The organism is Massilia sp. METH4 (genome assembly GCF_037094685.1).
Classification (GTDB): domain Bacteria; phylum Pseudomonadota; class Gammaproteobacteria; order Burkholderiales; family Burkholderiaceae_D; genus Rugamonas.
Map to the genome: position 1 here is coordinate 2,214,013 of NZ_CP146614.1, position 24,876 is coordinate 2,238,888.

At 60.3% G+C, this 24,876-nt stretch carries 36 protein-coding genes; 33 read left to right on the forward strand and 3 right to left on the reverse strand.

The genetic code is table 11. From position 1 onward, the window contains the following. Window positions 1-314: 314 nt before the first annotated feature. The 6 genes from rpsL (at window position 315) to V6Z91_RS09905 (ending at window position 8,491) form a co-directional block, all read left to right on the forward strand. Window positions 315-698: a 30S ribosomal protein S12 gene (rpsL, locus tag V6Z91_RS09880; RefSeq protein ID WP_231767594.1), complete on the forward strand. Its 384-nt coding sequence runs from the start codon at window positions 315-317 to the stop codon at window positions 696-698. A 132-nt stretch (window positions 699-830) separates the two neighbouring features. Then, window positions 831-1,301, forward strand: coding sequence for a 30S ribosomal protein S7 (gene rpsG / locus V6Z91_RS09885; RefSeq protein WP_338769820.1), 471 nt, complete (start codon window positions 831-833; stop codon window positions 1,299-1,301). Between the two features lie 117 nt (window positions 1,302-1,418). After that, on the forward strand, window positions 1,419-3,524 hold the full coding sequence (fusA, locus tag V6Z91_RS09890) for an elongation factor G (protein ID WP_338769822.1): 2,106 nt from the start codon (window positions 1,419-1,421) through the stop codon (window positions 3,522-3,524). Window positions 3,525-3,600: 76 nt separating this feature from the next. Then, on the forward strand, window positions 3,601-4,791 hold the full coding sequence (gene tuf / locus V6Z91_RS09895) for an elongation factor Tu (protein WP_338769710.1): 1,191 nt from the start codon (window positions 3,601-3,603) through the stop codon (window positions 4,789-4,791). 164 nt (window positions 4,792-4,955) lie between these two features. Then, window positions 4,956-5,273, forward strand: coding sequence for a 30S ribosomal protein S10 (gene rpsJ / locus V6Z91_RS09900; RefSeq protein WP_050409777.1), 318 nt, complete (start codon window positions 4,956-4,958; stop codon window positions 5,271-5,273). Between the two features lie 332 nt (window positions 5,274-5,605). After that, window positions 5,606-8,491, forward strand: a complete 2,886-nt coding sequence (locus V6Z91_RS09905; protein ID WP_338769828.1) for a TonB-dependent receptor — start codon at window positions 5,606-5,608, stop codon at window positions 8,489-8,491. Window positions 8,492-8,647: 156 nt separating this feature from the next. On the opposite strand, the gene V6Z91_RS09910 is transcribed toward V6Z91_RS09905, so the two are convergent. The 3 genes from V6Z91_RS09910 to V6Z91_RS09920 form a co-directional block, all read right to left on the reverse strand. Beyond that, window positions 8,648-9,103, reverse strand: a complete 456-nt coding sequence (locus V6Z91_RS09910) for a DUF2269 domain-containing protein (RefSeq protein WP_338769831.1) — start codon at window positions 9,101-9,103, stop codon at window positions 8,648-8,650. Window positions 9,104-9,366: 263 nt separating this feature from the next. Continuing rightward, the gene (locus V6Z91_RS09915) at window positions 9,367-10,137 is read right to left on the reverse strand and encodes a PEP-CTERM sorting domain-containing protein (protein WP_338769834.1); all 771 of its coding nucleotides are present in this window, start codon (window positions 10,135-10,137) and stop codon (window positions 9,367-9,369) included. A 33-nt stretch (window positions 10,138-10,170) separates the two neighbouring features. After that, the gene (locus tag V6Z91_RS09920; protein WP_338769837.1) at window positions 10,171-10,920 is read right to left on the reverse strand and encodes a PEP-CTERM sorting domain-containing protein; all 750 of its coding nucleotides are present in this window, start codon (window positions 10,918-10,920) and stop codon (window positions 10,171-10,173) included. Between the two features lie 342 nt (window positions 10,921-11,262). Here V6Z91_RS09920 and rplC point away from each other — a divergent pair, with 342 nt between their 5' ends. The 27 genes from rplC to rpoA all read left to right on the forward strand — a co-directional run bounded on the left by rplC (window position 11,263) and on the right by rpoA (window position 24,830). Next, window positions 11,263-11,919, forward strand: coding sequence for a 50S ribosomal protein L3 (gene rplC / locus V6Z91_RS09925; protein WP_338769840.1), 657 nt, complete (start codon window positions 11,263-11,265; stop codon window positions 11,917-11,919). Between the two features lie 3 nt (window positions 11,920-11,922). Continuing rightward, complete coding sequence (gene rplD, locus V6Z91_RS09930; RefSeq protein WP_338769843.1) at window positions 11,923-12,543, forward strand: 50S ribosomal protein L4; 621 nt, start codon at window positions 11,923-11,925, stop codon at window positions 12,541-12,543. Beyond that, window positions 12,540-12,854: a 50S ribosomal protein L23 gene (rplW, locus tag V6Z91_RS09935; RefSeq protein ID WP_338769846.1), complete on the forward strand. Its 315-nt coding sequence runs from the start codon at window positions 12,540-12,542 to the stop codon at window positions 12,852-12,854. Before rplD ends, rplW begins: the two co-directional genes overlap by 4 nt. Then, the gene (gene rplB / locus V6Z91_RS09940) at window positions 12,854-13,681 is read left to right on the forward strand and encodes a 50S ribosomal protein L2 (protein WP_131148098.1); all 828 of its coding nucleotides are present in this window, start codon (window positions 12,854-12,856) and stop codon (window positions 13,679-13,681) included. The genes rplW and rplB overlap by 1 nt, the downstream gene beginning before the upstream one ends. A gap of 9 nt (window positions 13,682-13,690) precedes the next feature. Then, complete coding sequence (gene rpsS / locus V6Z91_RS09945) at window positions 13,691-13,966, forward strand: 30S ribosomal protein S19 (RefSeq protein WP_093556914.1); 276 nt, start codon at window positions 13,691-13,693, stop codon at window positions 13,964-13,966. After that, on the forward strand, window positions 13,963-14,295 hold the full coding sequence (rplV, locus tag V6Z91_RS09950) for a 50S ribosomal protein L22 (protein WP_174800461.1): 333 nt from the start codon (window positions 13,963-13,965) through the stop codon (window positions 14,293-14,295). Before rpsS ends, rplV begins: the two co-directional genes overlap by 4 nt. 9 nt (window positions 14,296-14,304) lie before the next feature. Further along, window positions 14,305-15,093, forward strand: coding sequence for a 30S ribosomal protein S3 (gene rpsC, locus V6Z91_RS09955; RefSeq protein ID WP_338769856.1), 789 nt, complete (start codon window positions 14,305-14,307; stop codon window positions 15,091-15,093). Window positions 15,094-15,107: 14 nt separating this feature from the next. Next, a complete protein-coding gene (gene rplP, locus V6Z91_RS09960; RefSeq protein WP_145878086.1) occupies window positions 15,108-15,527 on the forward strand; it encodes a 50S ribosomal protein L16 in 420 nt (139 codons plus the stop codon). Window positions 15,528-15,539: 12 nt separating this feature from the next. Next, window positions 15,540-15,731 (forward strand): 50S ribosomal protein L29, encoded by a 192-nt coding sequence (rpmC, locus tag V6Z91_RS09965; protein WP_338769864.1) that lies wholly within the window; start codon window positions 15,540-15,542, stop codon window positions 15,729-15,731. Further along, window positions 15,728-16,000 carry a 30S ribosomal protein S17 gene (gene rpsQ, locus V6Z91_RS09970; RefSeq protein ID WP_338769868.1) on the forward strand — a complete coding sequence of 91 codons (273 nt, stop codon included), beginning with the start codon at window positions 15,728-15,730 and terminating at the stop codon, window positions 15,998-16,000. The genes rpmC and rpsQ overlap by 4 nt, the downstream gene beginning before the upstream one ends. Before the next feature lie 260 nt (window positions 16,001-16,260). Next, on the forward strand, window positions 16,261-16,629 hold the full coding sequence (gene rplN / locus V6Z91_RS09975; protein WP_130186548.1) for a 50S ribosomal protein L14: 369 nt from the start codon (window positions 16,261-16,263) through the stop codon (window positions 16,627-16,629). Between the two features lie 9 nt (window positions 16,630-16,638). Then, the gene (gene rplX, locus V6Z91_RS09980; protein WP_131148095.1) at window positions 16,639-16,953 is read left to right on the forward strand and encodes a 50S ribosomal protein L24; all 315 of its coding nucleotides are present in this window, start codon (window positions 16,639-16,641) and stop codon (window positions 16,951-16,953) included. Between the two features lie 6 nt (window positions 16,954-16,959). Next, a complete protein-coding gene (gene rplE / locus V6Z91_RS09985) occupies window positions 16,960-17,499 on the forward strand; it encodes a 50S ribosomal protein L5 (protein ID WP_107144088.1) in 540 nt (179 codons plus the stop codon). Window positions 17,500-17,505: 6 nt separating this feature from the next. Beyond that, window positions 17,506-17,811: a 30S ribosomal protein S14 gene (gene rpsN / locus V6Z91_RS09990; protein ID WP_338769883.1), complete on the forward strand. Its 306-nt coding sequence runs from the start codon at window positions 17,506-17,508 to the stop codon at window positions 17,809-17,811. Between the two features lie 14 nt (window positions 17,812-17,825). Then, window positions 17,826-18,221, forward strand: coding sequence for a 30S ribosomal protein S8 (gene rpsH / locus V6Z91_RS09995; protein WP_338769885.1), 396 nt, complete (start codon window positions 17,826-17,828; stop codon window positions 18,219-18,221). A gap of 10 nt (window positions 18,222-18,231) precedes the next feature. Next, complete coding sequence (gene rplF / locus V6Z91_RS10000) at window positions 18,232-18,765, forward strand: 50S ribosomal protein L6 (protein WP_338769887.1); 534 nt, start codon at window positions 18,232-18,234, stop codon at window positions 18,763-18,765. 13 nt (window positions 18,766-18,778) lie between these two features. Further along, window positions 18,779-19,141 (forward strand): 50S ribosomal protein L18, encoded by a 363-nt coding sequence (gene rplR, locus V6Z91_RS10005; RefSeq protein ID WP_130186542.1) that lies wholly within the window; start codon window positions 18,779-18,781, stop codon window positions 19,139-19,141. Between the two features lie 10 nt (window positions 19,142-19,151). After that, complete coding sequence (gene rpsE / locus V6Z91_RS10010; RefSeq protein WP_338769890.1) at window positions 19,152-19,670, forward strand: 30S ribosomal protein S5; 519 nt, start codon at window positions 19,152-19,154, stop codon at window positions 19,668-19,670. 3 nt (window positions 19,671-19,673) lie between these two features. Continuing rightward, on the forward strand, window positions 19,674-19,856 hold the full coding sequence (rpmD, locus tag V6Z91_RS10015; protein WP_130186541.1) for a 50S ribosomal protein L30: 183 nt from the start codon (window positions 19,674-19,676) through the stop codon (window positions 19,854-19,856). Window positions 19,857-19,877: 21 nt separating this feature from the next. After that, complete coding sequence (gene rplO, locus V6Z91_RS10020; protein WP_137315744.1) at window positions 19,878-20,309, forward strand: 50S ribosomal protein L15; 432 nt, start codon at window positions 19,878-19,880, stop codon at window positions 20,307-20,309. 27 nt (window positions 20,310-20,336) lie between these two features. Further along, window positions 20,337-21,671, forward strand: coding sequence for a preprotein translocase subunit SecY (gene secY / locus V6Z91_RS10025; RefSeq protein WP_338769899.1), 1,335 nt, complete (start codon window positions 20,337-20,339; stop codon window positions 21,669-21,671). 28 nt (window positions 21,672-21,699) lie between these two features. Then, entirely contained in the window at window positions 21,700-21,918 is a 219-nt protein-coding gene (infA, locus tag V6Z91_RS10030; protein ID WP_005663428.1) for a translation initiation factor IF-1, read from the forward strand. Between the two features lie 33 nt (window positions 21,919-21,951). Continuing rightward, window positions 21,952-22,065 (forward strand): 50S ribosomal protein L36, encoded by a 114-nt coding sequence (rpmJ, locus tag V6Z91_RS10035; protein ID WP_005663407.1) that lies wholly within the window; start codon window positions 21,952-21,954, stop codon window positions 22,063-22,065. A 14-nt stretch (window positions 22,066-22,079) separates the two neighbouring features. Continuing rightward, the gene (gene rpsM, locus V6Z91_RS10040) at window positions 22,080-22,445 is read left to right on the forward strand and encodes a 30S ribosomal protein S13 (RefSeq protein ID WP_130186538.1); all 366 of its coding nucleotides are present in this window, start codon (window positions 22,080-22,082) and stop codon (window positions 22,443-22,445) included. A 14-nt stretch (window positions 22,446-22,459) separates the two neighbouring features. Continuing rightward, window positions 22,460-22,864 carry a 30S ribosomal protein S11 gene (gene rpsK, locus V6Z91_RS10045; protein ID WP_028101645.1) on the forward strand — a complete coding sequence of 135 codons (405 nt, stop codon included), beginning with the start codon at window positions 22,460-22,462 and terminating at the stop codon, window positions 22,862-22,864. Window positions 22,865-23,110: 246 nt separating this feature from the next. After that, complete coding sequence (gene rpsD / locus V6Z91_RS10050) at window positions 23,111-23,734, forward strand: 30S ribosomal protein S4 (RefSeq protein ID WP_338769911.1); 624 nt, start codon at window positions 23,111-23,113, stop codon at window positions 23,732-23,734. A gap of 118 nt (window positions 23,735-23,852) precedes the next feature. Beyond that, window positions 23,853-24,830, forward strand: coding sequence for a DNA-directed RNA polymerase subunit alpha (rpoA, locus tag V6Z91_RS10055; protein WP_130186536.1), 978 nt, complete (start codon window positions 23,853-23,855; stop codon window positions 24,828-24,830). Window positions 24,831-24,876: the final 46 nt, after the last annotated feature.

Below are 24,876 nucleotides of genomic sequence, written 5' to 3' on the forward strand. Positions count from 1 at the left end.
GCGCGGCAGGGGCGAAATTGCAACGGTGCCGGCCCGAAACGGCCGCTATTATCGGCGCTTTTCCTCCAGCCGGGCAGGGCTGTTGCCTTGCGAAATTGATCCGCAAATCGGTTGACTGGTCCTTGCGTCCGGTCTATACTCGCGAGTTCTCGATTTAGTCTGCACCTCGTATACGCTTTTTTCCGGGCCGCCTTTCCAGAGGGTGGCTGTTTGCGTCCCTGCGTTTCCGGACTCTGGAGACCCGTTTTAGCCCCCGGGGGCGCAATTGCTTGCCCGGGTTGTCAACAGCAGTAAATTTTGTTGGATTTAGAACGATGCCAACCATCAATCAATTGATTCGCAAACCACGTACCGCAGCGGTCGTGAAGAGCAAATCGCCGGCACTTGAAAACTGCCCGCAAAAGCGTGGCGTGTGCACCCGTGTGTACACCACCACTCCGAAGAAGCCTAACTCGGCACTGCGTAAAGTCGCCAAGGTACGCCTGACCAACGGTTTCGAAGTGATTTCGTACATCGGCGGTGAAGGCCACAACCTGCAGGAACACTCGGTCGTGCTGCTGCGCGGCGGCCGTGTGAAGGACTTGCCGGGTGTGCGTTACCACATGGTTCGCGGCTCGCTGGATACCCAGGGCGTCAAGGATCGTAAGCAGGCTCGCTCGAAGTACGGTGCGAAGCGCGCCAAGGCTGCCAAGAAGTAATCTTCAGGCAAACCGAGTCGCAAATACATAATGAGTTGAGGCGGCCGCGAGGCCGAGTAAGTGTGAGGCCATGAGGGCCTGACGCGAGTGCCGATCAAGAGGCACTCAACTGAAGACAGGAAGGAAATAGACATGCCACGTCGTCGTGAAGTACCCAAGCGCGAGATTCTGCCGGATCCAAAGTTCGGCAACACCGAAGTCGCTAAATTCGTCAACGTTCTGATGCTGTCCGGCAAGAAGTCGGTTGCAGAAAACATCATCTACGGTGCATTCGACCATATCCAGCAAAAGTCCGGCAAGGACCCGCTGGAAGTGTTCACCGCAGCAATCAACAACGCCAAGCCGATGGTTGAAGTGAAGTCCCGCCGTGTCGGCGGTGCGAACTACCAGGTGCCAGTTGAAGTGCGCCCAGTGCGCCGCCTGGCCCTGTCCATGCGTTGGCTGCGCGAAGCTGCGAACAAGCGCAGCGAAAAGTCGATGCCGCAACGCCTCGGTGGCGAGCTGATGGAAGCCGCGGAAGGCCGCGGCGGCGCAATGAAGCGCCGTGACGAAGTGCACCGCATGGCGGAAGCGAACAAGGCGTTCTCGCACTTCCGCTTCTAAGCAGATGGCCAAGCCCTATTGGGGGTGCGGCCATGCAGTATCCCTTGTTCAGGCCGGGCACATTTTGGTTGTCAAAATGCTGCTCGGTTTTGTCCATTCAAAGATTTAGGAAAAATTATGGCACGCACTACCCCCATTGAGCGTTACCGCAACATCGGTATCTCCGCTCACATCGACGCCGGCAAGACCACCACGACCGAGCGTATCCTGTTCTATACGGGTGTGAACCACAAGATCGGTGAAGTGCACGACGGTGCCGCCACCATGGACTGGATGGAGCAGGAGCAGGAACGCGGTATCACCATTACCTCGGCTGCGACGACGTGCTTCTGGAAAGGCATGGCGAACAACTTCCCGGCCCACCGCTTCAACATCATCGATACCCCGGGCCACGTCGACTTCACGATCGAAGTGGAACGTTCGATGCGCGTGCTGGACGGTGCGTGCATGGTCTACTGCGCCGTGGGTGGCGTGCAGCCGCAGTCGGAAACCGTGTGGCGCCAGGCTAACAAGTACAAGGTGCCCCGCCTCGCGTTCGTCAACAAGATGGACCGTACCGGCGCGAACTTCTTCAAGGTGTACGAGCAGATGCGTGCCCGCCTGAAGGCCAACCCGGTGCCGATCCAGGTGCCGATCGGCGCCGAAGACAACTTCAAGGGCGTGGTCGACCTGGTCAAGATGCAAGCCATCTTCTGGGACGAAGCTTCCCAGGGCATGAAGTTCGAATACCGCGAAATCCCGGCCGAACTGCTGGACACGTGCCAGGAGTGGCGCGAGAAGCTGGTGGAAGCCGCCGCCGAGTCCAGCGAAGAGCTGATGAACAAGTACCTGGAAGAAGGCGACCTGACCGAAGCCGAGATCAAGAAGGCACTGCGTGATCGCACCATCAACGGCGAAATCGTGCCGATGATGTGCGGCACCGCCTTCAAGAACAAGGGTGTGCAGGCCATGCTGGACGCGGTCATCGAATACCTGCCGTCGCCGGTCGACATTCCGCCGGTCGCAGGTACCGACGAAGACGACCAGCCGACCAGCCGCAAGGCCGACGACAGCGAAAAGTTCGCCGCGCTGGCATTCAAGATCATGACCGACCCGTTCGTGGGCCAGCTGATCTTCTTCCGCGTCTACTCGGGCGTCATCAATTCGGGCGATACCGTGTTCAACCCGATCAAGGGCAAGAAGGAACGCGTCGGCCGTATCCTGCAGATGCACGCCAACCAGCGTGAAGAGATCAAGGAAGTTCGCGCGGGCGACATCGCCGCTGCCGTGGGCCTGAAGGAAGCCACCACCGGTGAAACGCTGTGCGACCCGTCGGCACCGATCATCCTGGAAAAAATGGTGTTCCCGGAGCCGGTGATCCAGCAGGCTGTCGAGCCGAAGACCAAGGCCGACCAGGAAAAAATGGGCCTGGCCCTGAACCGCCTGGCACAGGAAGACCCGTCGTTCCGCGTGAAGACCGACGAAGAATCCGGCCAGACCATCATCGGCGGCATGGGCGAGCTGCACCTGGAAATTATCGTCGACCGCATGAAGCGCGAATTCGGCGTGGAAGCGACCGTCGGCAAGCCGCAGGTGGCCTACCGTGAAACGATCCGCAAGACCGTCACCGACGTGGAAGGCAAGTTCGTCAAGCAGTCCGGTGGTCGCGGCCAGTACGGCCACGCCGTGCTGACGATCGAACCGCAGGAACCGGGCAAGGGCTTCGAGTTCGTCGACGCCATCAAGGGCGGTGTGATTCCTCGCGAATACATCCCGGCGGTGGAAAAAGGCGTGCGCGAAACGCTGAACACCGGTGTCCTGGCCGGCTACCCGGTCGTCGACGTGAAAGTGACCGTGACCTTCGGTTCCTACCACGACGTGGACTCGAACGAAAACGCGTTCCGCATGGCGGGCTCGATGGCGTTCAAGGACGGCTGCAAGCGCGCTTCGCCGGTCATCCTCGAGCCGATGATGTCCGTGGAAGTGGAAACGCCGGAAGACTACGCCGGTAACGTGATGGGCGACCTGTCGTCCCGTCGCGGCATGGTGCAGGGCATGGACGAAATCCCGGGCGGCGGCGGCAAGATCATCAAGGCCGAGGTACCGCTGTCGGAAATGTTCGGTTACTCGACCTCGCTGCGTTCCGCAACGCAAGGCCGTGCAACCTACACGATGGAATTCAAGCACTACTCCGAAGCGCCGAAGCACGTTATCGACGCAATCGTGACCGCGAAAGCGAAGTAATCGACAATAGCGTTTATCGGCCGGGGCACAACCCCGGCCGGACAACCTTAAATCAAAGTTCTAAGGAAGAAATAAAATGGCAAAAGGTAAGTTTGAGCGGACTAAACCGCACGTCAACGTTGGCACCATCGGTCACGTCGACCACGGCAAGACCACCCTGACCGCTGCAATCGCAACGGTGCTGTCGAAGAAGTTCGGCGGCGAAGCCAAGGCCTACGATCAGATCGACGCTGCTCCGGAAGAAAAAGCACGCGGCATCACGATCAACACCGCCCACGTCGAGTACGAAACGGCTGCGCGCCACTACGCGCACGTCGACTGCCCGGGCCACGCCGACTACATCAAGAACATGATCACCGGTGCCGCCCAGATGGACGGCGCGATCCTGGTGTGCTCCGCTGCTGACGGCCCGATGCCGCAGACCCGCGAACACATCCTGCTGGCCCGTCAGGTTGGCGTGCCTTACATCATCGTGTTCCTGAACAAGTGCGACCTGGTCGACGACGCGGAACTGCTGGAACTGGTCGAAATGGAAGTGCGCGAACTGCTGTCGAAGTACGAGTTCCCGGGCGACGACCTGCCGATCATCAAGGGTTCGGCACGTATGGCCCTGGAAGGCCAGCCGGGCGAGCTGGGCGAAGACTGCATCATCCGCCTGGCCGACGCACTGGATTCGTACATCCCGACGCCTGAGCGCGCCGTGGACGGTGCCTTCCTGATGCCTGTGGAAGACGTGTTCTCGATCTCGGGTCGCGGCACCGTGGTGACCGGCCGTGTGGAACGTGGCGTGATCAAGGTCGGCGAAGAAATTGAAATCGTCGGCATCATCGACACCGTGAAGACGACCTGCACCGGCGTGGAAATGTTCCGCAAGCTGCTGGACCAGGGTCAAGCTGGCGACAACGTCGGCCTGCTGCTGCGCGGCACCAAGCGTGAAGACGTGCAGCGTGGCCAGGTTCTGGCCAAGCCGGGCTCGATCAAGCCGCACAACCACTTCACCGGCGAGATCTATGTTCTGTCGAAGGATGAAGGCGGCCGTCACACCCCGTTCTTCAACAACTACCGTCCTCAGTTCTACTTCCGTACGACCGACGTGACCGGCTCGATCGAGCTGCCGGCGGACAAAGAGATGGTCATGCCGGGCGACAACGTGTCGATCACCGTCAAGCTGATCTCCCCGATCGCCATGGAAGAAGGCCTGCGTTTCGCCATCCGTGAAGGCGGCCGTACCGTCGGCGCGGGTGTTGTGGCCAAGATCCTGGGCTAAGCTTTTGCATTGATGCAGCGGGACAGGGCGTGATATCATGCCCGTCCCGCTGCTTTTATGTGCAGTTGCATCGAAGTAGTACTGTTGTTAAGCGTTGCATATTTCTACATTGCCGGAGCGTGGCGCTGCGCCGCTGCCCGGTTCGTTCTTTTCAAGGAATCAGCATGTCCACCCCAAATCAAAAGATCCGCATCCGCCTGAAGGCTTTCGACTACAAACTAATCGACCAGTCCGCACTGGAAATCGTTGACACCGCCAAGCGCACCGGCGCCGTGGTCAAAGGTCCGGTTCCCCTGCCGACCCGCATCCAGCGTTACGACGTGCTGCGTTCCCCGCACGTGAACAAGACCTCGCGCGACCAGTTCGAAATCCGCACCCACCAGCGCCTGATGGACATCGTGGATCCGACCGACAAGACCGTTGACGCCCTGATGAAGCTGGACCTGCCGGCTGGCGTGGACGTCGAGATCAAGCTGCAGTAATCGATTCATGCCGGATGGCCCGGCCATCCCGCAAAGAAGAACCGGAGCATATGCTCCGGTTTTTTTTCGTCTCCACCGGCCGGCGTAGTGGGTCTTCGCCCAGCGGGCCGCAAGACAGGCACCGACAAATCGCCATATACGCCAAATAAAATTCCTAGTTGTTCCGATAGCGCTAAATATGTCGCCGCCACTTGGCGTGGATACAACACATATGCTACCCGGAGTGCAAAAAACGCAAAATTTTTTGATAACTCAGCCGTCCATGTGAGAAATTGCAAAGAATCGTTACTAAACGTAACGAGGACACTTCTTACAAGAATCGGGAGCAATACATGCAGTTAACGTTAAAGAAGAGCGTGCTGGCAGTCGCCGCCACGTTTGCCGTCCCGGCGGTACTGGCACAACCAGCACCGGCGCCGGCCCCGCAGACCGTGTACATCACGGGCTCGAACTTGAAGCGCGCCGATAAGGAAGGCACCTCTCCAGTCCAGGTCGTTACCGCTCAGGACATCAAGGATACTGGCGCCCAAACCGTCCAGGATCTGATGCGCTTCGTGCCAGCCATCGGTTCGGACAGCAATTACGACACCACGGACGGCGGTTTCTCGCGCGGCGTCGCGACCGCCTCGCTGCGCGGCCTGTCGTCGACCTCCACCTTGATCCTGTTGAATGGCCGCCGCATGTCGCCTTCGGCCTACGCGGATCCCAACGACGGCAATTCCACGCTGTACGACCTGAACAGCATTCCCGTCAGCGCCCTGGACCGTGTTGAAATCCTCAAGGACGGCGCATCCGCCGTGTACGGCTCCGACGCGATCGGCGGCGTGATCAACTTCATCACGAAGAGTAACTACCAGGGCTTTGAATTCGGTGCGCGCGCCAGTGCCAACGACGACGGTGAATTCGCCCGCCGCGGTGTCAGCGCCGCCTGGGGCAAGGGCGACCTGGATACGGACGGCTACAACGTTTTCTTCACGGCCGACGTTTCCAAGCGCGACCGCACCGCCCTGCGTGACGCCACCGATATCGCTTTCTCGCAATACCAGCAGTTGAACGGACGCTTCGCCACCCCGTACGGCAGCCAGATTTCGCAGTACCCCACGTTCTATCGCGAAAGCCTGCCGGGGTCGCGCAACTTCGGCGTCAACCGCGCCAACGCCGGCGACCGCCTGCGCACCACGCTCGGCTGCGATCCTTCCGAACAGCTGGTGGGGACCACGCAAATGGGCTTCCCGACCACCAGCGTCTGGGTGGGCCGCACCTTCTGCAACTACGACGCCACCCGTTTCATCGAGGCGCAAAGCGAAGGCAAGGATGCGGTGTTGATGAGCCGGGGCGTGCTCAAGCTCGGCAATAACGCACGCGCTTTCGCCGAAGTGGCGTACGCGCGCTCCGAACGTCAATACACGGGCACGCCGATCACGCTCGGCCAGTCGCCCACCAACAATTTCACGGCGACCGGGGGCGCCGAGCCGTTCCAGGCCATCCTCGAGATCGGGCATCCGGACAATCCCTTCCCGAATGCCCGCGCGTCGGTCGGCTACCGCTTCGCCAACCTGCGGGGTGGCACGGAAGTCATCAACGAAAGCACCCGCCTGCTGGTTGGAGCGGAAGGGGAGTTCCGCGGCTGGACCTGGGATACCGGCCTGCTGTGGAATCGCTCGGAAAAGGAAGAGACGTATTACGACCGGCTGTACCTGCCCACGCTGCGCAAGCTGAACACGGGAACGTCGCTGGCCCAGCTGGCGGCCGACCCGACCATCGCGCGGGACGTGACGAACCTGGGGCGCGCCTCGATCCTGCAATGGGATGCCAAGGCCAGCACGCAATTCGGCCAGCTGCCGGGTGGCGCCATGGGCCTGGCGCTGGGCGTGGAAGTGCGCCGCGAAAAGATCCAGCTCGACCCGACGCCGGTCCTGGCGTCGGGCGAGATCTTCGGCCTGGTCAACTCGATCATCGACGGCGAACGTGACGTGAAGTCCGCCTTCGTCGAGCTGCGCACGCCGTTGCTGAAGAACCTGGAAATGGACTTCGCCGGCCGCGCCGACAAGTACCCGGGCATCAAGACGAACTACGTGCCGAAGGTGGGTGCGAAGTGGACAGCGATGGAAGGCCTGGCCTTCCGCGGCACGTACGCGAAGGGCTTCCGTGCACCGGCGCTGGTGCAGGTGACCCCGGGCGGTTCCCAGGTGTTCCTGCGCGACATCTTCGACCGCCGCCGCTGCGAGGCCGACGAGCTGACCCCGAAACCGGGCGCGACCGAAGTCGATTGCGCCAAAACCGCGGCCGGCACGGGCGGCGCCAATCCCGACCTGGTGCCGGAAAAATCGCGCAGCTACTCGCTGGGCCTGATCTATTCGCCGACCAGCAGCCTGGACTTCCTGGTCGAATACTTCCGCATCCGCAAGGAAGGCGAGGTAGTGCAGGGTTCGGCTTTTGAAGCGATCAAGAACGAAGACCGCTATCCCCAGAACGTGGTGCGCGATACCAATCCGGCCAACTTCGTTACCGATGCGAACGGCAATCCAGTCGCCAATACGGGGCCGCTGCTGATGGTCAGGCTGCCCTGGGAAAACCAGGGTTCGACCGAAGTGCGCGGCATCGACTTCGAAGTGCGCCATCGTACCCGCCTGGGCGCGTGGGGTGCCCTCAGCACGAAGCTGAACGGTACGTACATGACGCATTACTCGCTGGCCCAGCATCCCGGCGACGTGGAGCACAACCTGGTCGGCGGCAATGCCGGCATCTACGACTGGAACCTGTCGAGCGGCATGGAATTGCCGCGGCTGAAGTTCAACCTGGCGAGCACGTGGACGCGCGGCGACCATGCCGTGAATGCCTCCGTGAACTACGTGGGCAGCGTTTCGCTGAAGCGTTACGTCAACGGCACAACCGTCTACGACCAGCCGTTCTGCCACTATGGCAAGGCCCAGCCGGGCGATGCCGAGCCGAACCGCGACGCCACCGTGCCGCTGTACGAGGAATATTATCCGGACTGTAAGATCGGGCGCTGGGTCACCGTAGGGTTGGGTTATACCTACACCGGCTTCAAGAACATGACGCTGAGCCTGAACATCCAGAACCTGTTCGACAAGCGCGCGCCGTACGATCCGGACCAGGGCATCACGTCCAGCTTCCTGCCGGAGCCGGGCTATAACCAGGGCCTGCACAACAATTACGGCCGTTACTTCACCCTGAGCGCGAAGTACGCGTTCTGATCGGCTGAACAATGGGGCCGCCCACGGCGGCTCCCATTTCCCCGCGCCGCCGCCGGCAAGCCGTGCCGCCGGCGGCGCATTTCCTCGCAGACCTTCCGATGCAGCGCGTTCATCCGCGCCATGCGATCGATCCGACGCACCCGGCCAGGCAACCGTTCATGCCGGCTTGTTCAGCATCAGCCAGAAAATGACAACAAGGGCGCTGAACGCGGGAATGCCCAGCAGGAACCACAGCCGCTGATAGCGCCAGTACAACGGGGGCAGGGCGGTGCCGCCGGCATCCGCCACGCGGGCGATGTCCCGCATCCTGATCTGCAGCCACACCACCGGCAGCCAGCACACGCCGGCCAGCAGGTACAGCGCGACGGACCACACGACCCAGGTAGAAAACAGCGGATAGCCGGCCAGCCAGATCATGGCGAAGCCCGTGACGGGTTGCACGATCACGGCGGGCGTAGTGAAGACGTAGTCAGCCAGTACCGTGCGCTCCGTGACAACGCGGATTGCCCGCACGTCGCCGCTGCGGTCGGTGATCCATTTGAAAAAGGCGATGCCCATGCCGGTGCCGAACAGCACCGTCGAGCTGAGCACGTGCAGCAGTTTGAGCAGCATGTAGTGTTCCATGGGCCGATTATCGCATCGGCCGCGGCCAGGCCCGGCACGAGTGACCGTGCCGGCTGCTTACCGCCGCGTGGCGATGAGGGTAGAGTTCGCGGCTTTCACGTTACCGCCAGCACAAAGTACGCCTTCTGGTCGCCCGGCCATGAAAGCCGCATCTCGTCCCTTTCATCGCATCGCGTCGCTGGCGGCGGCTGCTCTTCCGCCGGCGGGGGATCCAGCGATCCGGCCGGCACGCCGCCACCGGATCGCCGCGACTATGCCGGCTGGCCGGCGCGGCGGCGCCGGGCCGCGGCGCCGACGACGAGCAGGCCGGCCCCGAGCAGCGCATACGTGGCCGGCTCCGGTACCGGCGCCAATGCGGCACGGTCCGCCGAGTAATACAGGTAATCGCGGATCTGCAGGCGGATGGTGGCATCCTGGGCCGTCGAGTTCGCATACGTGAGCTGGAACGACTGCACCGCGTCCGTACCGGACGCATAGTCGACCGGCCGCACCAGCTCACTCACCGGATCCGTCCACGTGCCGGAAGGGCCCGGCCGCAGCGTGAGCGAGACCCGGCCCTCGAATTCATAGGCGGGATTCCAGCCCGACAACTGCGTGAACGTATTACCGTCGATCACGAGTTGCGAGTTCGCCTTGACTGTCAGCGTGATCTCCTGCAGACCGCGCACCCAGGCGAACGTGTACGCCGATACCGGCTCCGAATACGTGAGGGTCGTATCGCCCAGCACGCTGGACACGCCAACTCCCGCGTGCGCGCCGCGGATCGTTGCCCCGGCGGTGAAGTCGCGCAGGCCAAGTACTTCCGTTTCGTAACTACGATAACCTTCCGGCCGGGTCAGCCCGGCGTTCAGGTCTGACCAGGTATCGGTCACCGCGAAGCCGGCGGCGGCGCCATCGTCCGGCGTGAGGTCGACGACATGGAAGCCAAGGTTCGAAGTGCCGAAGGCGAAATTGCCGGCATGTGCTGCGCCGGTGAGGGAGCAAAGAATGGCCGCCAGGGCCGTGGCTTGATGAAGTTTCATTGGATCTCCACAGTTGAAGGGCTAGGGGCTGCGTTAGCGGCGCGACTGGCGACGGCGTGCGGTCCAGCCGGCGATCGCCAGGCCGGCAACGAGCATCGCGTACGTGGAGGGCTCCGGTACAGGCGCGAAAACGGAGCTGTGGGCGGTCAGCGATGATGAGATATAGACAACAAGCGGCGCGCTGCCGCGGTGGGAATACGTGATGGACAGGTCGGTATCGATGCTGTCGGGGCTTTCGAAGGTATAGACGTGTTCGCTAGTGCCCCAGTCGGGCGCGCCGACACTAAAAACGCTGCTCAGGCCGCTCGAAGTACCGGGCAGCTCGCTGCCGGTCTGCGTCCAATCCATGGTCAGGTGGCCGGTGAGGGTGATGGCTGTATTGGGTTGCATCGTGATCTGTATCGTCCAGTCCGCTTCCGACCAGCCAATGCCATAGCCGCTCGATGCCAGCGAGACGCTCTGGCTGAGATCGGTGCCGGTCGACCATGCTCCCCCATAAGAGCCGAGCTGGCCGCTGTCGCTCATGGCGGTGCCTGGCAGTGCTGCCAGGTCGCGGTCGATTTCCGTCATTGGATCGAAGTTCACCAGCCACAGCGAGCCGGTCGAGTTGCCACGGGTAATGTCCAGCGGGGTCGGCGTATAGGCGTCGTTCGGATTCAGGTCGGTCAGCGTGTAGCCGAAATTGGTCAGTCGTGCCGTGAACGTGTCGTCGGCGAACGCCGGCGCGGCGCACAGTGTCGCGGCCAGGATGACATGACGGAATAGCGATGAAACAGTATGCATGTGCGGTTCCCTCGTGAGGATGGAAGGCCGGCATCGGCCGGCGGGCGCGCATCGCTAGCAAGCTAAAAGTTGCAATTTTGCAATGCCATCAAGTGTAGCAAATTTATAAGCCGAGGCATGTGCATTTTGCTGCGCGAGGGGGTGGCAGCGCTGTTTACTGTTGGCGCAACAACAAGCGACATACCTCGTACTTACTTGTTGCGTCAAGAGGCAAAGCAAAGTACACTAGCCGGCTTCGGTATGGAATTGTCCTTTTTCGTCCATACCATTTTCGTGGTGAAGCGATTCACCGCATGTAGTTCAACTTAGCCCTGCCCAATCGTAGGCGGGAATGGAGAAAAAATGAGCCTTGGCCTCCTCGGTCGCAAGGTTGGCATGATGCGCATCTTCACGGACGACGGGGATTCGATCCCTGTGACCGTGCTGGACGTGTCGAACAACCGCATTGCGCAAATCAAAACTCCTGAAACGGATGGTTACTCCGCTGTTCAGGTCGTGTACGGTCAGCGTCGCGCTTCCCGCGTGACCAAAGCCGCCGCGGGTCACTACGCCAAAGCTGGTGTCGAAGCCGGTACCCTGCTGAAGGAATTCCGTATCGATGCAGCCAAAGCTGCCGAACTGAAAGCTGGCGACACCATCGCCGTTTCGCTGTTCGAAGTCGGTCAGAAGATCGACGTGCAGGGCACCTCGATCGGTAAAGGCTACGCCGGTACCATCAAGCGTTACAACTTCGCATCCGGCCGTGCCACCCACGGTAACTCCCGTTCGCACAACGTACCAGGCTCTATCGGTATGGCGCAGGATCCGGGCCGCGTGTTCCCTGGCAAGCGCATGACCGGTCACCTGGGTGACGTCACCGTCACGACCCAGAACCTGGAAATCGCCCGCATCGACGCAGAGCGTCAGCTGCTGCTGGTGAAAGGTGCTGTACCCGGCGCGAAAAACGGTCAGGTGGTCGTATCGCCAGCCGTTAAAGTCAAAGCTAAGAAGGGAGCTTAATTCATGGAACTCAAGCTCTTGAACGCTGAAGGTCAAGCCGCGTCCAACGTTGCTGCTGCAGACACCGTCTTCGGCCGTGATTACAACGAAGCCCTGATCCACCAGATCGTGGTTGCCTATGCAGCGAACGCCCGTAGCGGCAACCGCGCGCAGAAGGACCGTGAGCAGGTTCACCACACGACCAAGAAGCCTTGGCGCCAGAAAGGCACCGGCCGCGCCCGTGCTGGTATGTCGTCCTCGCCGCTGTGGCGTGGCGGTGGTCGCATCTTCCCGAACTCGCCTGACGAGAACTTCACCCACAAAGTGAACAAGAAGATGTACCGCGCAGGTCTGTGCTCGATCCTGTCCCAGCTGGCTCGCGAAGAGCGCCTGGTCGTGATCGAAGATCTGGCGATCGAAGCCCCGAAGACCAAGCTGCTGTCGCAAAAGCTGACCGGCATGGGTCTGGATTCGGTCCTGATCATCACCGACAACATCGAAGAAAACCTGCTGCTGGCTTCCCGCAACCTGCCGAACGTGCTGGTCGTGGAACCGCGTCACGCAGATCCAATGTCGCTGGTCTTCTACAAGAAGGTCCTGGTTACCAAAGCGGCACTGGCCAAGATTGAGGAGTTGCTGGCATGAGCGCCGTCAAATTTAGCGAAGAGCGCCTGATGAAGGTGCTGCTGGCGCCGGTCATTTCCGAAAAGGCCACCCTGGTCGCGGAAAAGAACGAACAGATCGTATTCCGCGTTGCACCGGATGCGACCAAGCCGGAAATCAAGGCCGCCGTTGAACTGCTGTTCAAGGTCGAAGTGGAATCGGTGCAGACCGTGAACCGCGAAGGTAAAGTCAAGCGTTCGGGCCGTTTCATCGGTCGCCGCAACAATACCAAGCGTGCTTTCGTGTGCCTGAAACCTGGCCAGGAAATCAATTTCTCCGAGGAGGCTAAATAATGGCACTCGTTAAGATGAAGCCAACCTCCCCAGGCCGTCGCGGCATGGTGAAGGTGGTGAACGCCGACCTGTACAAAGGCCGTCCGCTCGCCGCCCTGGTTGAGAAAAAGTCGAAGACCGCCGGCCGTAACAACAACGGCCACATCACCACCCGTCATATCGGTGGTGGTCACAAGCAGCACTACCGTATCGTTGACTTCAAGCGCAACAAGGACGGTATCCCTGCGAAAGTGGAACGCATCGAATACGATCCGAACCGCACGGCGCACATCGCCCTGCTGTGCTACGCCGACGGCGAGCGCAAGTACGTGATCGCTTCGAAAGGCCTGTCCGTCGGCGATACGCTGATGAACGGTTCCGAAGCGCCGATCAAGGCCGGCAACACCCTGCCGATCCGCAACATCCCGGTTGGTACCGTGATCCACTGCGTCGAAATGCTGCCAGGTAAAGGTGCCCAGATGGCACGTACCGCCGGTGCCGCAGTCGTGCTGATGGCCCGCGAAGGCACCTACGCCCAGGTGCGCCTGCGCTCCGGCGAAGTGCGTCGCGTGCACATCGAGTGCCGCGCCACCGTGGGCGAAGTCGGCAATGCCGAGCACAGCCTGCGCAAGATCGGTAAAGCCGGTGCGATGCGTTGGCGCGGTGTGCGTCCGACCGTCCGTGGTGTGGTCATGAACCCGATCGACCACCCGCACGGTGGTGGTGAAGGCCGTACCGCCGCTGGTCGTCACCCAGTGTCGCCATGGGGCCAGCAGACCAAGGGCAAGAAGACGCGTTCGAACAAGCGCACTTCTTCGATGATCGTCTCGCGCCGCGGCAAGAAATAAGGATAAATCATGACCCGTTCATTGAAAAAAGGGCCGTTCTGCGACGCCCACCTGGTGAAGAAAGTCGAAGCCGCGCAAGCGACCAAAGACAAGAAGCCAATCAAAACCTGGTCCCGCCGTTCGACGATCATGCCCGACTTCATCGGCCTGACGATTGCCGTGCACAACGGCAAGGTGCACGTGCCCGTGTACGTGTCCGAGAACATGGTCGGTCACAAGCTCGGCGAGTTCGCGCTGACCCGTACGTTCAAGGGCCACGCTGCTGACAAAAAGGCGAAGAAATAATGGAAACCAAAGCAATCCTCAAAGGCGTGCGCCTGTCGGATCAAAAGGGTCGCCTGGTGGCTGACCTGATCCGCGGCAAGAAGGTTGACGCCGCGCTGAACATCCTGCAGTTCAGCCCGAAAAAAGGCGCCACCATCATCAAGAAGGTGCTGGAGTCCGCCATTGCGAACGCCGAGCACAACGATGGTGCCGATATCGACGAGCTGTACGTGAAAACGATCTACGTCGAAAAGGGCCCGATCCTGAAGCGCTTCACCGCGCGCGCAAAGGGCCGTGGCGACCGTATCTCGAAGCAGTCCTGCCACGTCTACCTGACGGTCGGAAACTAAGGAGCCAAGATGGGACAGAAAATTCATCCAACCGGCTTCCGTCTGGCCGTAACCCGTAACTGGGCTTCCCGTTGGTACGCAACCAACGGCAACTTCGCTCAAATGCTGAACGAAGACCTGAAGGCACGTACGTACCTGAAGAAGAAGCTGAAGAACGCCTCCGTCGGCCGCATCGTCATCGAGCGCCCGGCGAAGAACGCCCGCTTCACCGTGTACAGCTCCCGTCCGGGCGTTGTAATCGGCAAGAAGGGCGAAGACATCGAAGTGCTGAAGTCGGACCTGACCAAGATCATGGGCGTGCCGGTGCACGTCAATATCGAGGAAATCCGCAAGCCGGAAATCGATTCGCAGCTGATCGCCGATTCGATCGCCCAGCAGCTGGAAAAGCGGATCATGTTCCGCCGCGCCATGAAGCGCGCAATGCAAAATGCAATGCGCCTGGGCGCCGTCGGCATCAAGATCATGTCGTCCGGCCGTCTGAACGGCATCGAGATCGCCCGTACCGAATGGTATCGCGAAGGCCGCGTGCCTCTGCATACCCTGAAGGCGGACATCGACTACGGCACGTCCGAAGCATCGACCACCTACGGCATCATCGGCGTCAAGGTGTGGGTGTACAAGGGTGACCGCTCCGCCACCGGCGAAGCACCAGTCATCGACACCCCGGCCGACGAGAAGAAGCCACGTGGTCCGCGTCGTGACGACGGCAAGCCGGGCCGCGGCCCGCGTCCAGGTCCGGGTGCCAAACCAGGCGCCCCAGCCGCTCGCCGCGCTGCGAAGCCGGCTGCAGCTGAATAAGCAGGAGAACAAGCATGCTGCAACCATCTCGCAGGAAATATCGTAAAGAGCAGAAAGGCCGTAACACCGGTATTTCGCATACGCGCGGCACCGCCGTGTCGTTCGGCGAATTCGGTCTGAAGGCCGTGGCACGTGGTCGTATCACCGCGCGCCAGATCGAGGCTGCTCGTCGTGCCATGACCCGTCACATCAAGCGTGGCGGCCGTATCTGGATCCGTGTCTTCCCGGACAAGCCGATTTCGAACAAGCCGGCTGAAGTCCGTATGGGTAACGGTAAGGGTAACCCGGAGTACTACGTGGCTGAAATCCAGCCGGGTAAAGTGCTGTACGAAATGGACGGCGTGGCCGAAGAACTGGCACGCGAAGCGTTCCGCCTGGCTGCTGCCAAACTGCCGCTGGCTACCACCTTCGTGGTGCGCCAAGTCGGCCAATAATTGGAGTGAAATATGAAAGCATCTGAACTCCGCGGCAAAGACCAGGCAGCTCTGCAGAAAGAGCTGAACGACCTGCTGAAGGCACAGTTCGGCCTGCGTATGCAAAGCGCCACGCAACAGCTGACCAATACGTCGCAGCTGAAGAAGGTCCGCCGCGACATCGCACGCGTGAAAACGGTAATGAACACGAAGGAAGCCAAATGAACGAACCAGTGAAACAGTCGCTCAAGCGCACGCTGATCGGTAAAGTGGTGTCCGACAAGATGGACAAGACCGTTACCGTGCTGATCGAGCGTCACGTCAAGCACCCTCTGTACGGCAAGATCATCGTGCGTTCGGCGAAATACCACGCACATGACGAAACCAACCAGGTCAAGACCGGCGATACGGTCGAGATCGCGGAAGGTCGTCCGATCTCGAAGACGAAGGCGTGGACGGTGACCCGTGTAGTGCAAGCTGCACAAATCGTCTAAGAAGAAGACCGCGCCGGGACCGTTGCGTCCCGGCGCGTTTTCCAATTAGTTCTTGCAGGCCCGCAGGTTGTATGTAATACTTGCGGGCTTCGTTCATGTATCGCCGCTAAGTGTCTCTCCGCAGACGCGGTTTCGCGGTCAGTACTGTATGAAGGTCAAGCACCCAAACAGTGATGCAGCAGCATGACTGGCGGGACCAAGACTGACCGAGAGGTCCGCATTGTGTGGATTCTTCGGCTTAAGTTGGGAAAGAGAATACTATGATTCAAACTGAAAGCCGGCTCGAGGTAGCCGACAACACCGGTGCGAAAGAAGTCATGTGCATCAAGGTGTTGGGCGGTTCCAAGCGCCGTTACGCTGGCATCGGCGACGTGATCAAGGTCACGGTTAAACAGGCACAGCCGCGCGGCCGTGTCAAAAAAGGTGAAATTTATAACGCCGTGGTTGTGCGCACCGCTAAGGGTGTGCGTCGCCAGGACGGTTCCCTGGTCAAGTTCGACGGCAACGCCGCCGTTCTGCTGAACTCCAAGCTGGAACCGATCGGTACCCGTATCTTTGGCCCGGTGACGCGCGAACTGCGCACCGAGAAGTTCATGAAGATCGTGTCCCTGGCACCGGAAGTCCTGTAAGGAGTCGCAATGGATAAGATTCGCAAAAACGACGAAGTCGTCGTCCTGACCGGTAAGGACAAGGGCAAGCGCGGCGTAGTGACCCAGCGTGTAGACGCTGAGCACGTCGTGGTGGAAGGCGTGAACGTGGCCAAGAAGGCCGTCAAGCCGAACCCGATGACGGGCGTAACTGGTGGCATCGTCGACAAGACCATGCCGATTCACGTGTCCAACGTTGCTCTGTTCAACGCTGCGACCGGCAAGGCCGATCGCGTGGGCTTCAAGGAAGTGGACGGTAAAAAAGTCCGCGTCTTCAAGTCCTCCGGCGAAGTAGTGAAAGGGTAATTGAAAATGGCCCGTCTGCAACAACTGTACAAAGACAAGGTCGTTACCGAGCTGACCGAGAAATTCGGCTACAAGTCGGTAATGGAAGTGCCGCGCCTGACGAAGATCACCCTGAACATGGGTCTCTCCGAAGCCGTGGCCGACAAGAAAGTGATCGAGCACGCCGTGGGCGACCTGACGAAGATCGCCGGCCAGAAGCCAGTGATCACGAAGGCACGCAAGGCAATCGCAGGTTTCAAGATCCGCGAAGGCTACCCGATCGGTACGATGGTGACCCTGCGCGGCGCCCGTATGTACGAATTCCTGGACCGCTTCATCACCGTGGCTCTGCCGCGCGTGCGTGACTTCCGTGGGGTGTCCGGTCGCTCGTTCGATGGCCGTGGTAACTACAACATCGGCGTCAAAGAGCAGATCATCTTCCCGGAAATCGAGTACGACAAGATCGACGCGCTGCGTGGCATGAACATCTCGATCACCACGACCGCCAAGACCGACGACGAAGCGAAAGCTCTGCTCGCCGCATTCAAATTCCCGTTCAGGAACTAAACGATCATGGCAAAACTCGCACTGATTAACCGTGAACAGAAGCGCGCCGACCTGGTGGAGAAGTTCGCCGCCAAGCGCGCCTCGCTGAAAGCCATCATCGACGACCAGTCGAAGTCGGAAGAAGAGCGTTACGAAGCCCGTCTGAAACTGCAGGCGCTGCCGCGTAACTCCGCACCGACCCGCCAGCGTAACCGCTGCGCCATCACCGGCCGTCCACGTGGCACCTTCCGTAAATTCGGTCTGGCCCGCACCAAGCTCCGTGAATTCGCCATGCGTGGTGAAATCCCGGGTATGACCAAAGCCAGCTGGTAATAGGAGAATAAGCAATGAGTATGAGCGATCCTATCGCCGATATGCTGACCCGTATCCGCAATGCACAGGGTGTGAAGAAGACCACCGTTGCAATGCCGTCGTCGAAAGTCAAAGTGGCGATCGCCGCCGTCCTGAAGGACGAGGGCTACATCGAAGATTTCGCAGTGTCCTCCAACGAAGGCAAAGCGGAACTGCAAATCGGTTTGAAGTACTACACCGGCCGTCCTGTCATCGAGCGCCTCGAGCGCGTGTCCCGTCCGGGCCTGCGCGTGTACAAGGGCAAGGATGAAATCCCGACCGTGATGAACGGCCTGGGCGTGGCCATCGTGTCGACTCCGCAAGGCGTCATGACCGACCGCAAAGCGCGCGCTACCGGCGTCGGTGGCGAAGTCATCTGCTTCGTGGCTTAAGGAGTAACACATGTCTCGAGTAGCTAAAATGCCGATCGCAGTGCCGGCTGGCGCCGAAGTCGCCATCTCCGCACAAGCGATCACCGTCAAGGGCCCGCTGGGCACCCTGACCCAGAGCCTGAACGGCCTGGTCAAAGTGGAAAACAACAACGGCACGCTGACGTTCGACGTGATCAACGACAGCCGCGAGTCCAACGCGATGTCGGGCACGCTGCGCGCACTGGTCAACAACATGGTGACCGGCGTGACGAAGGGCTTCGAGAAGAAGCTGTCGCTGGTGGGCGTGGGCTACAAGGCCCAGGCACAAGGCGACAAGGTCAACCTGTCGCTGGGCTTCTCCCACCCTGTCGTGCACACGATGCCGGCTGGTGTCACCGTCGCAACCCCGACCCCGACTGAAGTCGTGATCAAGGGTGTGGACCGCCAGCAGGTGGGCCAGGTGGCCGCCGAAATCCGTGCTTACCGCTCCCCTGAGCCTTACAAGGGCAAGGGCGTCCGCTATGTGGACGAAGTGGTGAAGATCAAAGAAACCAAGAAGAAGTAATTAGGGGCTGACGATGGATAAAAAGCAATCTCGTCTGCGCCGCGGACGTCAAACCCGCATCAAGATCGCGCAATTGAAAGTGAACCGCCTGTCGGTCCACCGCACCAACCTGCACATTTACGCGAACCTGATCAGCCCGGACGCTAAAGTTCTGGTTTCGGCGTCGACCGTGGAAGCAGAAGTTCGCGCCGAACTGGCCGGCAAGTCGGGCAAGGGCGGCAACGCCGCTGCCGCTGCCCTGGTTGGTAAGCGCGTCGCCGAAAAGGCAATCAAGGCAGGTATCACCGAAGTAGCGTTCGACCGCTCCGGTTTCCGTTACCACGGCCGTGTGAAGGCGCTGGCTGATGCCGCGCGTGAAGCCGGTCTGAAGTTCTAAGGGTACGATCATGGCAAAAATGCAAGCAAAAATGCAAAGCGACAAGCCGGATGACGGCATGCGCGAAAAAATGATCGCGATCAACCGCGTGACCAAAGTGGTCAAGGGTGGTCGCATCATGGGCTTCGCGGCGCTGACCGTGGTCGGTGACGGCGATGGCCGCATCGGCATGGGCAAGGGTAAGTCGAAGGAAGTCCCGGTCGGTGTGCAGAAGGCAATGGAAGAAGCCCGCCGCAACCTGATCAAGGTTCCCCTGAAGAACGGTACGCTGCAGCACTCGGTGACCGGCCAGCACGGCGCCTCGCGCGTCATGATGTCCCCGGCCAAGCCTGGTACCGGCGTGATCGCCGGTGGCGCAATGCGCGCTATCTTCGAGGTGATGGGCGTGACGGACGTGGTGGCGAAATCCACCGGTTCGAACAACCCGTACAACCTGGTGCGCGCCACCCTGGACGGCCTGTCGAAAATGAGCACTCCTGCCGAGATCGCTGCGAAACGCGGCAAGTCGGTAGAAGACATCCTGGCTTAAGGAATGACCATGAGCACTATCAAAGTCAAACTGGTGAAGGGCCTGATCGGCACCCGCCAAGACCACCGCGCCACCGTGCGTGGCCTGGGTCTGCGCCGTGTCAACTCGGTTTCCGAGCTGCAGGACACGCCATCGGTACGCGGCATGATCAATAAGGTCGCCTACCTCGTCAAAGTCGTGTCCTAAGCACACGATCTGGAGAAAACAATGGAATTGAATACCATTCAACCAGCCGAAGGCGCGAAACACGCCAAGCGTCGCGTTGGCCGCGGTATCGGCTCCGGCCTGGGCAAGACTGCCGGCCGTGGTCACAAGGGTCAGAAATCGCGTTCGGGCGGCTTCCACAAGGTCGGCTTCGAAGGCGGCCAGATGCCCCTGCAGCGCCGTCTGCCGAAGCGTGGCTTCAAATCGCTGAACGCAACCTTCAAGGCTGAAGTTCGCCTGTCCGACCTGAACGCTCTGGCCGTGTCCGAAGTGGACCTGCTGGTGCTGAAGCAGGCCGGCGTGCTGAACGTGCTGGCACGCGACGTGCGTGTGATCGCTTCCGGCGAAATCACCAAGGCAGTGTCCATCAAGGGCCTGAAAGTGACCGCCGGCGCGAAAGCGGCCATCGAAGCGGCTGGCGGCTCGGTAGCCTGAGACGCTTAAGCTTGAACGGAGCGAAAATTGGCGACTAATCCGCAGCTTGCTAAAAGTGCCGCAGCCGGTTTCCCTTGGAACCGTCTGTGGTTTTTGCTGGGCGCTCTGGTAGTCTACCGCATCGGGGCACACGTCCCGGTGCCGGGGATCGACCCGGTACAGCTGGCCGCACTGTTCAAGTCGCAAGAGGGCGGCCTGCTGGGCATGTTCAACATGTTCTCCGGCGGCGCCCTGTCGCGCTTCACGGTGTTTGCGCTGGGCATCATGCCCTACATCTCGGCCTCGATCATCATGCAGTTGCTGTCGATCGTGTCCCCGCAGATGGAAGCGCTGAAGAAGGAAGGGGAAGCTGGCCGTCGCAAGATCACCCAGTACACCCGTTACGCCACCGTCGGTCTGGCATTGTTCCAGGCATTCGGCATCTCCGTCGCGCTGGAAGCCCAGCCCGGCCTGGTGATCGATCCCGGCATGGCCTTCCGCTTCACCACCGTGGTCACGCTGCTGACCGGCACCATGTTCCTGATGTGGCTGGGGGAGCAGATTACCGAGCGCGGTCTCGGTAACGGCATCTCCATCATCATCTTTGCCGGTATCGCCGCAGGTTTGCCGAGCGCCATGGGTAGTCTGTTCACCCAGGTGTCGACCGGCGCGATCAGCGCGATCTCCGCCATCATCATCGTGATCCTGGTTGCAGCAGTGACCTATGTCGTGGTGTTCGTGGAACGTGGCCAGCGCAAGATCCTGGTGAACTATGCCAAACGTCAGGTCGGTAACAAGATCTACGGTGGGCAGACCAGTCACCTGCCGCTGAAGCTGAACATGGCAGGCGTGATTCCGCCGATCTTCGCTTCGTCGATCATCTTGTTCCCGGCCACCATCGTGGACTGGTTCGCACGTGGCGCGGACAACAGCAACCCTGTTGTGCGCTTCCTGAAAGACCTGGCTGCATCGCTGAGCCCAGGTGAGCCGATCCATGCGTTGCTGTATGCCGTGGCGATCGTGTTCTTCTGCTTCTTCTACACCGCACTGGTGTTCAACAGCAAGGAGACCGCGGACAACTTGAAGAAGAGCGGGGCCTTTGTGCCAGGGATTCGTCCCGGTGAGCAGACTGCCCGCTACATCGACAAGATCCTGACCCGATTGACCCTGGCTGGCGCCGTCTACATCACCCTGGTGTGCCTGTTGCCGGAGTTTATGCAAGCCCAGTGGAAAGTGTCCTTCGTCTTCGGCGGCACGTCCCTGCTGATCATCGTGGTCGTGACCATGGACTTCATGGCCCAGGTCCAGAACTACGTGATGTCGCAGCAATACGATTCGCTGCTGCGTAAGGCGAACTTCAAGGGCGGCGTTCCGACCCGCTAATTGGCAAGGTCTAGACGATAAGGTCACCATGGCAAAAGACGACGTCATACAGATGCAGGGCGAGATTCTGGAGAATCTCCCGAATGCAACGTTTCGAGTAAAGCTGGAAAACGGCCACGTGGTGCTCGGCCACATTTCGGGTAAAATGCGGATGAACTATATCCGCATTCTCCCCGGTGACAAGGTGACGGTGGAGTTGACGCCGTACGACCTCTCCCGGGCCCGTATTGTGTTCCGGACCAAGTAATTTTAAGTATCGAATTCAAGAAGAGAGTGCAAAATGAAAGTTAACGCTTCAGTCAAGCGGATCTGCCGCAACTGCAAGATCATCAAGCGCAAGGGCGTCGTTCGTGTTATCTGCGTCGAACCGCGTCACAAACAGCGTCAAGGTTAATCGAGGAATAACGAATGGCACGTATTGCAGGGGTTAACATCCCAAATCACCAGCACACCGTGATCGGCCTGACGGCAATTTACGGTATCGGCCGTCCGCGCGCGCAGTTCATCTGCGCACAGACGGGTGTTGCTACCAACAAGAAGATCAAGGACCTGGACGACAGCGAGCTGGAAAAGCTGCGTGATGAGATCGGCAAGTTCGTTGTTGAAGGCGACCTGCGCCGCGAGCTGTCCATGAACATCAAGCGTCTGATGGACCTGGGTTGCTACCGTGGCATGCGCCACCGCAAGGGCCTGCCGGTCCGCGGCCAGCGCACCCGCACCAATGCACGTACCCGCAAAGGTCCGCGCAAAGCCGCTCAATCGCTGAAGAAATAATCTAGGAAACCATTATGGCCAAGCAACAAAGTAGCGCAGCAGCAGCGCGCGTTCGCAAGAAAGTCAAAAAGAACGTCGCTGAAGGCATCGCTCACGTTCACGCTTCCTTCAACAACACGATCATCACGATCACCGACCGCCAGGGCAACGCCCTGTCGTGGGCAACTTCCGGTGGCGCCGGCTTCAAGGGCTCCCGTAAGTCGACCCCGTTCGCAGCGCAGGTTGCTGCCGAAGCGGCTGGCAAAGTGGCGCAGGAATGCGGCGTGAAGAACCTGGAAGTGCGCATCAAGGGCCCGGGCCCTGGCCGTGAATCGGCTGTGCGCGCGCTGAACAACCTGGGCATCAAGATCACCGAGATCCAGGACGTGACGCCGGTTCCGCACAACGGCTGCCGCCCGCCGAAGCGTCGTCGTATCTAACTCTAGAAGCGGCAACGTTCGGTAAGACCATGGCCGGTTCTTCGTGAACCGGCCACCGTCACACTGAAGTAAAAATCGCTGGAACAGTTAATCGGAAACGGTTACACTGTCCGGCTATTTTTGCCTGTTCGTTTCTGGCGAACGGGCTTGTTGAGCCACCGTCTGGCGGATTAGAGGGTCAGACTAGCGCCTGGCTGCATCCGATGCAGCGCTGGGGCGTCATTTAATTTATCAAGGAAAATCACCGTGGCACGTTATATCGGACCGAAAGCAAAACTCTCCCGCCGTGAAGGCACCGACCTGTTCCTGAAGAGCGCCCGCCGCTCGCTGGATTCGAAGTGCAAGCTGGACGTGAAGCCTGGCCAGCACGGCGTCAAGTCGGGTGCCCGCACCTCCGACTACGGCAACCAGCTGCGCGAAAAGCAGAAGGTCAAGCGTATCTACGGCGTGCTGGAACGTCAGTTCCGCCGCTACTTCGCGGAAGCCGACCGCCGCAAGGGCAACACCGGCGAAACGCTGCTGACCCTGCTGGAAACCCGCCTGGACAACGTTGCTTACCGCATGGGCTTCGGCTCCACCCGCGCTGAAGCACGCCAGCTGGTGTCGCACAAGGCCTTCACCGTGAACGGCAATGTCGTGAACATCGCTTCGTACAACGTGAAAGTGGGCGACGTGATCGCCGTGCGCGAAAAGGCCAAGAAGCAGACCCGTATCCTGGAAGCGCTGTCGCTGGCCGAACAAGTCGGCATGCCGGCATGGGTCTCGGTCGACGCCAAGAAGATGGAAGGCACCTTCAAGTCGCTGCCGGAGCGTAGCGAGATCGCTGCCGACGTCAACGAATCGCTGATCGTCGAACTGTACTCGCGTTAATCTTAGTTCGTAGCAGGAAAAGCATCACCTCCGCCCGCTGCGACCGCAGCGGGCGTTTTCACTAATGCCATCAGCCTTATCGGTGTAACGAGCCGAGGGTAATGAAAAGGACATTTCAATGCAAAACAGTTTGTTGAAGCCACGTATCATCGACGTCGAAGCGCTGGGCGCCGGTCACGCGAAAGTCGTGATGGAGCCGTTCGAGCGCGGCTACGGCCACACGCTGGGCAACGCCCTGCGCCGTGTGCTGCTGTCGTCGATGATCGGCTACGCGCCGACCGAAGTCACGATCGCTGGTGTCGTGCACGAATACTCGTCGCTGGACGGCGTGCAGGAAGACGTGGTCGACCTGCTGCTGAATCTGAAGGGCGTGGTCTTCAAGGTCCACAACCGCGATTCCGTCACGCTGACCCTGAAGAAGGAAGGCGAAGGCGCCGTGCTGGCATCGGATATCGACCTGCCGCACGACGTGGAACTGATCAACCCGGATCACGTGATCGCTCACCTGACCGCCGGTGGCAAGCTGGACATGCAGATCAAGGTCGAGAAGGGCCGTGGCTACGTGCCGGGTAACGTGCGTCGCCTGTCCGAAGACACGAACAAGACGATCGGCCGCATCATCCTGGACGCATCGTTCTCCCCGGTCCGCCGCGTGTCCTACGCCGTGGAATCGGCCCGTGTGGAACAGCGGACCGACCTGGACAAGCTGATCATCAACATCGAAACGAACGGCGTGATCACGCCGGAAGAAGCGATCCGTCAATCGGCACGCGTGCTGGTCGACCAGCTGAACGTGTTCGCCGCGCTGGAAGGCACGGAAGCGACCGCCGAAGCACCGTCGCGTGCACCGCTGGTCGATCCGATCCTGCTGCGCCCGGTGGACGACCTGGAACTGACCGTCCGTTCCGCGAACTGCCTGAAGGCCGAGAACATCTACTACATCGGCGACCTGATCCAGCGTTCGGAAAACGAACTGCTGAAGACGCCGAACCTGGGCCGCAAGTCGCTGAACGAGATCAAGGAAGTGCTCGCTTCCCGCGGCCTGACCCTGGGCATGAAGCTGGAAAACTGGCCGCCCGCAGGTCTGGAGAAGTAATTTGTGGTGAGGCCTCGATAAACCTATTGCGCGGGCACAGTTCCGG

Coding starts and splice junctions, on each gene's coding strand:
- rpsL (WP_231767594.1), top strand. CDS start 315: ATGCCAACCATCAATCAATTGATTCGCAAACCACGTACCGCAGCGGTC.
- rpsG (WP_338769820.1), top strand. CDS start 831: ATGCCACGTCGTCGTGAAGTACCCAAGCGCGAGATTCTGCCGGATCCA.
- fusA (WP_338769822.1), top strand. CDS start 1,419: ATGGCACGCACTACCCCCATTGAGCGTTACCGCAACATCGGTATCTCC.
- tuf (WP_338769710.1), top strand. CDS start 3,601: ATGGCAAAAGGTAAGTTTGAGCGGACTAAACCGCACGTCAACGTTGGC.
- rpsJ (WP_050409777.1), top strand. CDS start 4,956: ATGTCCACCCCAAATCAAAAGATCCGCATCCGCCTGAAGGCTTTCGAC.
- V6Z91_RS09905 (WP_338769828.1), top strand. CDS start 5,606: ATGCAGTTAACGTTAAAGAAGAGCGTGCTGGCAGTCGCCGCCACGTTT.
- V6Z91_RS09910 (WP_338769831.1), bottom strand. CDS start 9,103: ATGCTGCTCAAACTGCTGCACGTGCTCAGCTCGACGGTGCTGTTCGGC.
- V6Z91_RS09915 (WP_338769834.1), bottom strand. CDS start 10,137: ATGAAACTTCATCAAGCCACGGCCCTGGCGGCCATTCTTTGCTCCCTC.
- V6Z91_RS09920 (WP_338769837.1), bottom strand. CDS start 10,920: ATGCATACTGTTTCATCGCTATTCCGTCATGTCATCCTGGCCGCGACA.
- rplC (WP_338769840.1), top strand. CDS start 11,263: ATGAGCCTTGGCCTCCTCGGTCGCAAGGTTGGCATGATGCGCATCTTC.
- rplD (WP_338769843.1), top strand. CDS start 11,923: ATGGAACTCAAGCTCTTGAACGCTGAAGGTCAAGCCGCGTCCAACGTT.
- rplW (WP_338769846.1), top strand. CDS start 12,540: ATGAGCGCCGTCAAATTTAGCGAAGAGCGCCTGATGAAGGTGCTGCTG.
- rplB (WP_131148098.1), top strand. CDS start 12,854: ATGGCACTCGTTAAGATGAAGCCAACCTCCCCAGGCCGTCGCGGCATG.
- rpsS (WP_093556914.1), top strand. CDS start 13,691: ATGACCCGTTCATTGAAAAAAGGGCCGTTCTGCGACGCCCACCTGGTG.
- rpsC (WP_338769856.1), top strand. CDS start 14,305: ATGGGACAGAAAATTCATCCAACCGGCTTCCGTCTGGCCGTAACCCGT.
- rplP (WP_145878086.1), top strand. CDS start 15,108: ATGCTGCAACCATCTCGCAGGAAATATCGTAAAGAGCAGAAAGGCCGT.
- rpmC (WP_338769864.1), top strand. CDS start 15,540: ATGAAAGCATCTGAACTCCGCGGCAAAGACCAGGCAGCTCTGCAGAAA.
- rpsQ (WP_338769868.1), top strand. CDS start 15,728: ATGAACGAACCAGTGAAACAGTCGCTCAAGCGCACGCTGATCGGTAAA.
- rplN (WP_130186548.1), top strand. CDS start 16,261: ATGATTCAAACTGAAAGCCGGCTCGAGGTAGCCGACAACACCGGTGCG.
- rplX (WP_131148095.1), top strand. CDS start 16,639: ATGGATAAGATTCGCAAAAACGACGAAGTCGTCGTCCTGACCGGTAAG.
- rplE (WP_107144088.1), top strand. CDS start 16,960: ATGGCCCGTCTGCAACAACTGTACAAAGACAAGGTCGTTACCGAGCTG.
- rpsN (WP_338769883.1), top strand. CDS start 17,506: ATGGCAAAACTCGCACTGATTAACCGTGAACAGAAGCGCGCCGACCTG.
- rpsH (WP_338769885.1), top strand. CDS start 17,826: ATGAGTATGAGCGATCCTATCGCCGATATGCTGACCCGTATCCGCAAT.
- rplF (WP_338769887.1), top strand. CDS start 18,232: ATGTCTCGAGTAGCTAAAATGCCGATCGCAGTGCCGGCTGGCGCCGAA.
- rplR (WP_130186542.1), top strand. CDS start 18,779: ATGGATAAAAAGCAATCTCGTCTGCGCCGCGGACGTCAAACCCGCATC.
- rpsE (WP_338769890.1), top strand. CDS start 19,152: ATGGCAAAAATGCAAGCAAAAATGCAAAGCGACAAGCCGGATGACGGC.
- rpmD (WP_130186541.1), top strand. CDS start 19,674: ATGACCATGAGCACTATCAAAGTCAAACTGGTGAAGGGCCTGATCGGC.
- rplO (WP_137315744.1), top strand. CDS start 19,878: ATGGAATTGAATACCATTCAACCAGCCGAAGGCGCGAAACACGCCAAG.
- infA (WP_005663428.1), top strand. CDS start 21,700: ATGGCAAAAGACGACGTCATACAGATGCAGGGCGAGATTCTGGAGAAT.
- rpmJ (WP_005663407.1), top strand. CDS start 21,952: ATGAAAGTTAACGCTTCAGTCAAGCGGATCTGCCGCAACTGCAAGATC.
- rpsM (WP_130186538.1), top strand. CDS start 22,080: ATGGCACGTATTGCAGGGGTTAACATCCCAAATCACCAGCACACCGTG.
- rpsK (WP_028101645.1), top strand. CDS start 22,460: ATGGCCAAGCAACAAAGTAGCGCAGCAGCAGCGCGCGTTCGCAAGAAA.
- rpoA (WP_130186536.1), top strand. CDS start 23,853: ATGCAAAACAGTTTGTTGAAGCCACGTATCATCGACGTCGAAGCGCTG.